This is a genomic window from Streptomyces sp. NH27, from assembly GCF_056859195.1.
This window is the reverse complement of the sequence record NZ_JACEGK010001061.1, coordinates 1-565: the sequence shown is the minus strand read 5'-3', so window position 1 is coordinate 565 and position 565 is coordinate 1. Positions and strand designations below refer to the sequence as shown.

The window sequence follows — 565 nt, the reverse complement described above, 5'->3', positions numbered from 1 at the left end:
TTGCCGGACACCCCGCAGAGCGCCTCCCGCTACGTCGTCCAGGCCCGCCAGACCGCCGTCGACAACCTCGCCGAGGCCCGCCGCTTCGTCGCCGCCCTCGCCCCGCCCGCCCTGGAGGGCACCACTCTGGCGGACGCTCTTCAACGCCTGTGCACCACGACCAGCGCCCGCCATCGGCTCACCGCCCGCTTCCGGCTCGCCGGCGAGCCGGCTCCGCTGCCGACCGCACACGAGGTCGCGCTGCTGCGCGTCGCCCAGTCCGCCCTCGCCAACACCGTCCACCACGCCGAGGCCACCACCGCCGAGGTCACTCTCCGTTACGCTGACGACAGCATCGCCCTCGCCATCGTCGACGACGGACGCGGCTTCGACCTCGACGACCTGGCCGCCCCCGACCCCGAAAGCGGCGGCTACGGTCTGGAGGCCATGCGAGCGCGTGTCCACGAGCTCGGCGGCACCCTGACCGTCGCATCGACCCTCGGGCACGGCACCGAGCTGGCCGCCCGGCTCCCCCTCACCGCGCCCACCCCGACCGAGACAGAGTCCCGCCCGGGAACGACACCCC

Annotated in this window: 1 protein-coding gene; it reads left to right on the top strand. The window is 74.7% G+C overall.

Going from position 1 to position 565, the window contains the following annotated elements; translation table 11 throughout:
* Positions 1-565, top strand: a 565-nt coding sequence (locus tag AC13HU_RS38015) for a sensor histidine kinase (RefSeq protein ID WP_483046553.1), incomplete at both ends; no start/stop codon positions are given.